This window comes from Candidatus Similichlamydia epinepheli, from assembly GCF_003056015.1.
Window position 1 is genome coordinate 1 of record NZ_PPEU01000043.1, and the last position, 6,741, is coordinate 6,741.

Annotated in this window: 5 protein-coding genes; 2 read left to right on the plus strand and 3 right to left on the minus strand. The window is 35.6% G+C overall.

All coding sequences use genetic code 11. The features are described from left to right. Together GCCT14_RS03170 and GCCT14_RS03175 are read right to left on the minus strand one after the other, a co-directional pair. Window positions 1-1,366 (minus strand): MutS N-terminal domain-containing protein (locus GCCT14_RS03170; RefSeq protein ID WP_478209987.1); only part of this gene is annotated, 1,366 nt, incomplete at its 3' end. A gap of 43 nt (window positions 1,367-1,409) precedes the next feature. Beyond that, window positions 1,410-2,987, minus strand: coding sequence for a deaminase (locus tag GCCT14_RS03175; RefSeq protein WP_108624211.1), 1,578 nt, complete (start codon window positions 2,985-2,987; stop codon window positions 1,410-1,412). Between the two features lie 293 nt (window positions 2,988-3,280). On the opposite strand from GCCT14_RS03175, the gene GCCT14_RS03180 reads away from it, so the two are divergent. Next, on the plus strand, window positions 3,281-4,513 hold the full coding sequence (locus GCCT14_RS03180; RefSeq protein ID WP_108624212.1) for a serine hydrolase domain-containing protein: 1,233 nt from the start codon (window positions 3,281-3,283) through the stop codon (window positions 4,511-4,513). 25 nt (window positions 4,514-4,538) lie between these two features. After that, the gene (locus GCCT14_RS03185; protein ID WP_108624213.1) at window positions 4,539-5,291 is read left to right on the plus strand and encodes a hypothetical protein; all 753 of its coding nucleotides are present in this window, start codon (window positions 4,539-4,541) and stop codon (window positions 5,289-5,291) included. On the opposite strand, the gene gatB is transcribed toward GCCT14_RS03185, so the two are convergent. After that, a complete protein-coding gene (gene gatB / locus GCCT14_RS03190; RefSeq protein ID WP_157952550.1) occupies window positions 5,288-6,721 on the minus strand; it encodes an Asp-tRNA(Asn)/Glu-tRNA(Gln) amidotransferase subunit GatB in 1,434 nt (477 codons plus the stop codon). The genes GCCT14_RS03185 and gatB overlap by 4 nt on opposite strands. Window positions 6,722-6,741 lie beyond the last annotated feature (20 nt).

Here is a 6,741-nt window from a genome sequence, read left to right on the forward strand (position 1 = left end):
GGGTAGTTCTTAATTGGTTTTGATATGACTGAAGTTGATCTCTAGTCGTTTTTAGCTGTGCTCTCAATTTGTCGAGATCTTGATCCCATCCTTCTTTGAAAATTTCTCCTTCTCCGACTCGATTTGAAGGGGATTCAAGAAGAGAATTTTTCAGTAAATTCATCAAATCTTGTATAGGAGGAGTTTGGTCTTGAAGGAAAAGATGAATTGGTTTGATCGTCTTGCAAATGTGATAAATGTTAGGCAAAAAATCACAACTAATTCTTAACCCTAACAGATCATGTGTTGTTTTTTTCCCTCGTTCAAGTCGAACTACAATACGTTCAAGATCACGTATAGATTCTAGAAATTGTTGCAATTTTCTGATTAAATACGGGTCTTGAACCATATGTTGAACAACGTCTTGACGCTTTTTGATTAGAGAAGTATCTAGTAATGGCTTTGACAACCATTGACGCATTAGGCGTGTTCCCATTGGGGTTTCTGTGCGGTTAATATGGCCAAAGAGAGTTTTCTCATTTTCTCCTGAAAAAGAGTCAAGAATAGAAAGGTGCCTCTGCGTAGCTCGATCAATAAAGAGATAATCTTTTGTATCCAAGATTTTTATGTTTTGTATTTGATCAATAGGCTGAAGTAATTCAAACGTTAAATAACGTAGAAGTGCACCTGAAGAAAGAAAAGCTTTTGGAAAACGATTAAATCCCAAACTATCCATCGATTGCAAACGAAAATGACGACAAAGAAATGATGTATTTGTCTCTCTTGAAAAAAAACGATCATCTATTACTTGAATCGGAATATGAAAATCTGATGCCACTTGAAAAAGAGAGGATGTCTTTTTATTTGTAATGATTTCTGCTGGTTTGTATATCGACAACTCATCTAGACATTCGTCCCATGAAGTGCATTCTAATGTCCACATTTCTCCAGTAGATGAATCACAAAACGCGATCCCAATAGAAGAGTCATTAGTGTCAGTGTAAAGTGATGCAATTAAAAGGTGTCCATTGTCACACGTTTCAAGAAACCTGTTCAAGGTTCCAGATGAAACAAAGTGGGCAATTTTTCTTGTTAGAATTTTTTTTGAATTGGTTGAACAAGAACTGTCTTGTTCTACTATTGCAACACGTTTTCCACACTGAACTATTTTTGACAAATTTGATTCAAGAGTATGGGCTGGAATCCCAGCCATAGGAAAATCGTGTCTTGTTGTGAGAGTGATACCTAATACTTTTGAAAGTATCTTTGCATCTTCTCCGAAGGTTTCATAAAAATCACCTAACCTGAAAAGAAGCAAACTGTCTCCCGCTTTTTCTTTGCAGGACCGCCATTGTTCCATCATTGGGGAAAGAGTTTTTGTCTGCATCGATTTTCTTCTATGATGTTTTATTTAACTAGACTAATTGGAGTTATTTAATAAATAGTTTTTGAACCGTTTGTTTCAAATTTGAGAATAGAATTTCCTCTCTTAACTTGTGTTCTTCCGTAAAAGATAAGTCTGCCCATTCATTTGTTATGATGTCTGACACTATTTCTTTGTTTTGATTATTTCTTTCAAAATAATCCTCCCTGGATTGCTTTGGAGAAAATATTTCCAAATAGATACGAGGAGCTACTCCAGTAAAAGATCTAAATGTTAGAAGGCCACTTTTAGTGGCAGATCCGTGATGAATGTGGTCAAAGTCTTGTACTTCCATTGGCCAGAATCTAAATGCTTCACTTTTTGGATATAGTTCAAGGTAGACAACTTCTAATATCCCAGCTGCAATAAGATGCTTTGTACAGTCGTGACAAGGAAATGTTGTTACATACATGATATTATTTTGCACAGACACTCCTCGAGAGGCTGCGCTCACTAATGCAGCCATTTCTGCATGTACAGTACGATGTTCAAACAGTTTCATTCTAACCAGTCTGCTTTGTCGCAGTTCATGCAGTAAAGTATCCATATTAATATTTTGATCAGATGAATGGCGTCTATTTTTTTCGATTATTTTTAATATTTCAAGGCAACATTCCTCTTTGAGCTTTGTCGCAGATTCTTTTGTGAGAAATCTGAAGTCTCTAGAATCTTTATCTGGCTCTTCATCTAACTTTCTCTCTGGCCAATAAAATCCACCTGTTCGTTTGGGGACTTCATTACATCCTGTTGAGATAACATCTCCTTTCGAATTCATAATAATTGCGCCAACTTGTCTAGCCATATCACTTGATCGCAGCGAAATGGCTTTTGCTAGAAACATGCCTGCTTCTTCAGTAGTAGGGGTGTGGAAAGGATTTCCTAATATAGTTTCAAGAAACCTTTTTAAAAGCCACTCCGATTCTTGAGCATCAGAAAGATGAAGAAAAAGATCAGATAAGCAATAAGTTGCATTTATGTCATGCGTATAAAAACTTGCTTCTTCAATGGCTATATTATCTCTTTCACCTAATTGTTTTAGAATTGACAAACTTTTATTAAGGTTATTTTTAAACGCATTCGATTTATCGATTATGGCCAAATTAAGGGCAGCCTCTTCCGAAAGATTGTTGTATTTATTTCTTAAATAATCTGCTCTGAATTGAAAAGATGCAGACACCCCAATTAGAAAGAATTTTTTCTTGTAAATATGCCGCATGAGTGCAATTTCTTTCGGATGACGGAAAGATCGTAAAACAAAAGCATGTTTGCCTGATATGGATTTGCGTATTTGTCTTATTTTTTGAATAAAGAGTAGAGATAATACTTCTGGTGATTTTGTTTCGAATCGCAAGACGTCCCCAGCAAATTCAAGAAATTGTTTATTGTCTAGCTCTTCCCACCCTTTTGGCCCAAGTTTGTTACATTGAAGTTCTAATAAAAGTGTTGAAGCTTTAATTTGTGAACAAAAAAATCCCTGGCTTTCAAAAAAAGAAGTAATCTTCTTTTCCAATGGTTTAAATGGAACTCCCACAGGAGCAGTTAAGCCAATGACAATTTCATCCAGTTCAAGTAATGGTGGAGTCATGAATTCTCTTTTAAAAAGTTTGACTTTAATTTTTTATTAAGCGCTAGGCATATTTTCAACATTTAGTTGTCGCATTTTGTCTCTTTCCTTGCAGTGTATTGTAGTTCCACATAAATAACTTTAATTGGTGTTATGAGTGGGTGTTTGTGTAATTGTCATGCTTGATAGCTCAAGAAAATATGTAGCGTCTTTGAAGAGGAAAATCTTCAAATGTTAGTTATTTTCATTCTTTCTCAAAAAAAAACCAAAAACAACCTCATCTCTATTGAATTCAATCATTATGGGTCTGTTGTATGGTGGATCGATTGAGGTTAATAAAAAGGATAGGGCAGGAAGTTTTGCCATATCAAGAGGTTGAAGCTGATCAGACAGATAGAAAGATTGCTGTTTTTTCTAAGTTTTTTTTCTCATCTCAAAAAGAGTTCTTATCTTTAATCTCCCGTAATTTTGTTCGTACTGCTACCCTTGTAGATTTATCATCGAAGAAAGATAAAACTATGCAGACCGTTCCGTTGAACTCTTTAGCTTCTTCAGTCTCCTCTTTGTCTGAAATTTCTGGCATTAGTCAAACTAACATAGTTTCTGAAACTTTTTCTTACGCAGTTGTTTGGAAGGGGAATCAAACTTTGTTTGAGGGTAGTTGGGGGAAAGATAGCAGTGGAAATAATATTGATTCAGGGTCAATTTTTCGGATAGGTTCTCTTACAAAGCATATTGTTGCAGATATGTTTTTTTCTTTAGGCAAAGGGAAAGGAGTGTCTTTGGAAAATAAACTAGTAGATTTTTTTCCTAATCAGTTGCCATCTTCTTTCAAGGAAATGACACTTTTTCATCTTTTTAATCATCAGTCTGGCTTGCCTTCATATGAGGAAGACCAAATCCCTAATAGTATCTTTCCTGAAATTCTTTTTAGTAATGGCATTCAAAGTAAATTGCATTTTCCTCCTGGTGATTATTTTTTTTATTCAAATTATGGATATGCAATTCTTGGTTATCTCTTTGAGAAAATTTTGGGTAGTTCTTTTGACGAAGAGATACGTAAACTGGCTAAAAAAATGGGGTTCATTGCTACTGGATATTTGAGCCAGCAGCAAGAACAAAAATGGGTTCTTGGGCATAAGAAAGATGCGTTACATAAAGTTCATACTGAACCTGGACAATCACTTCATCAAACAAAAGCTTTTTCTGCTGCAGGTCTTTACAGTTGTGCGAGTGATTTACAAAACTGGTACAATCTTTTCCTATCAGGAGAGTTAAGTTGTTCTCCTTTAGATTTGTTCAAAAATGTTAGTTCTAAAGTTCGATTTCAGTCTAATCCGGTTGAAAATGTAATTTATCGTTCAGGTTTTTTTTTGCGTGAACCTTTTTTGGAGCACACTGGTTTTTTCCCAGGGTACGTTTCACAGGTTATTTTGAACTCAGTTGAGAGAGCAGGTCTTCTTATCTTGTGTGGGAACCAAGATGCGGATATTTTCTCTATGAAAAATGAACTCCAATCTCAATTTAAAGGACTATTTGGCGAATGACGTTTTGAGAGGACCGGTATCTTTTATGCAGAGTAAATTCAATTCTTATATCTTTGTTAAAGTCGATGTGTCGTCAACCTCTTCTCTCGATTGGGATATATTGGTCCGAGACAGTTGCCTCTCTATAGGAGATGGGAAGAAAATTTTTTGGGAATTGATTTACGAAGTTTGGAATGATGATCCGCTTTCGGATGTAAGGCTTTCAGCTATTCGTTTTGCTTTAGAAGCATTTCTTGAATCTGTTTTGCCTTCTTTTATAGATAAAACAGAAGGTTTTGTTTTTTATAGAGGCAATTATAATCACTTCTCTAAGCATGAGAGTTATTTGGAAACATTTGCTACGTTAAATTTTGCTTTGCCACAAGAATTAGAAAGATGGTTTTTACTAGAGTGTGGCACAGAAAGTCTGCTTGATCGTCTGTTTTATTTTTCTGAGCTATCAAACATTTCTAAGATGAATTTTCTTATTGAAGGAGAGTGGTCGACAGTTCCTTTTATGCGTTTTCAAAACGGAAATATATTTAGATCATCTTCTCCGTCTACAACTGGTGTTTGCATATCTAAACAAGTTCTTGAACATGAAGAATCTCGAGCTCGTTTAGTAAACTATCTTCAGAATCTTGATTCGGCCAAGTATATAAGGTGGATTCATGAGAAACATTTAAATGAACAATGGGACCTATTAGATCAATTGATTCTTTTTAGCAAATCCACCCATTTGCAACGATCCTTAGAAGGATTCGAAGCAGCAGGGGGAAATGTTAAGAAAATTTTTTAACAAGTAATCCTTTCCAAAAGAAGCTGTCTTACAAGTTCCGGATCAGCTTGCTTATATGATGCCATGACCTTTCCTACTAGAAAGTTCAAGGCTCTTTCTTTACCATTTTTGTAGTCAGATATAGAATTAGGATTTGACTCTAATGTAAAGAGAATAAGATTTTCTAATTCAGTTTCATTGTGCGATAGACCAAGGGAAGGATCTTCCCTAAGAATTTCAGAAGGATTAAGTCCAGTTGTAATCATTCTAGCAGCCACAGATTTCGCGTTCTTGCCAGACAAAGTTTTGTTAGAAATTAGATTAACCAGTTCTGAAACTTGAATCGGTTTAATTTCAGACTGATAGATCGGCAATCCAAGCTGACCAGGAAATTCTACGATGATCCAATTTGCTAATTGCTGGAAGTGAGAACACGTTTTTGATGCTTCTTCAAAGAATCGAAAATTTTCCGAATCTGTAACTAAAACGCGAGAAGCCTCCGCATGTAGGCAATATTTTTCAGCAATTCTTCTCCGCCTTTCCGTTGGTAATTCAGGCATGTTTAGTTTTATATGTTCAATTAATTCAGATGAGATTGAATAAACTGGAAGATCTGGTTCAGGAAAGTATCGATAGTCTAGAGCAGTATCCTTTTTTCTCATCAATACCAATTTTTTTAAACAGCCGTCCCACCTAAATGTAGAAGAGCTAATTGGTGATTGTACATTTTGTTCAGGATGCCTCTCATAAAACTGAATTTGACGATCCATTTCCATACGTAATGCTTTCGCTAAAATGCTCATCGAATTTAAATTCTTGATTTCGCATTTTTGTCTAAGAGGTTCGTTTGCCTTTCTAACGGACAGATTCGCATCAATTCTTAAATGTCCTTTTTCCATATCGCAATCAGAAATCTCTAAGTATTCTAACAGAAGCTTAAGTTCTGAAACGAAAATGGCTGCTTCTTCAGGAGTTTCTATTTCCGGTTCGGTAACAAGTTCTAGAAGCGCAATACCCGCACGGTTGAAATCTATTCCAGTCATTCCTGGAAGGTGTTTAAGCATTGCTGTATCATCTTCCAAGTGAACATCCCGTATGCGGATAGTTTTCTCTTTTCCGTTTATTGGAATGTCAATAGATCCACCTAAAAGTATTGGATGGAAAAATTGTGTAATTTGAAAATTTCTAGGTGAGTCAGGATAGAAATATGATTTTCTATCAAATCGAATAGTGGAGTCAATTTTTGACTGAAGAGCTATTCCTAGCCTAATCGCAAGATCAATCGGCTCCTTAGATAACTTTGGAAGAGCCCCTGGTAATCCAGTGCAACACGGATGAATAGACTTGTTTGGCTCATCGTTAAACGAAGACGGAGCCGGACTAAATAATTTTAATTTCGTTTTTAATTGGACATGTATTTCAAGCCCAATAACTGCTTTCCAATCGTTCAATATTCAACAATGTAGATTTT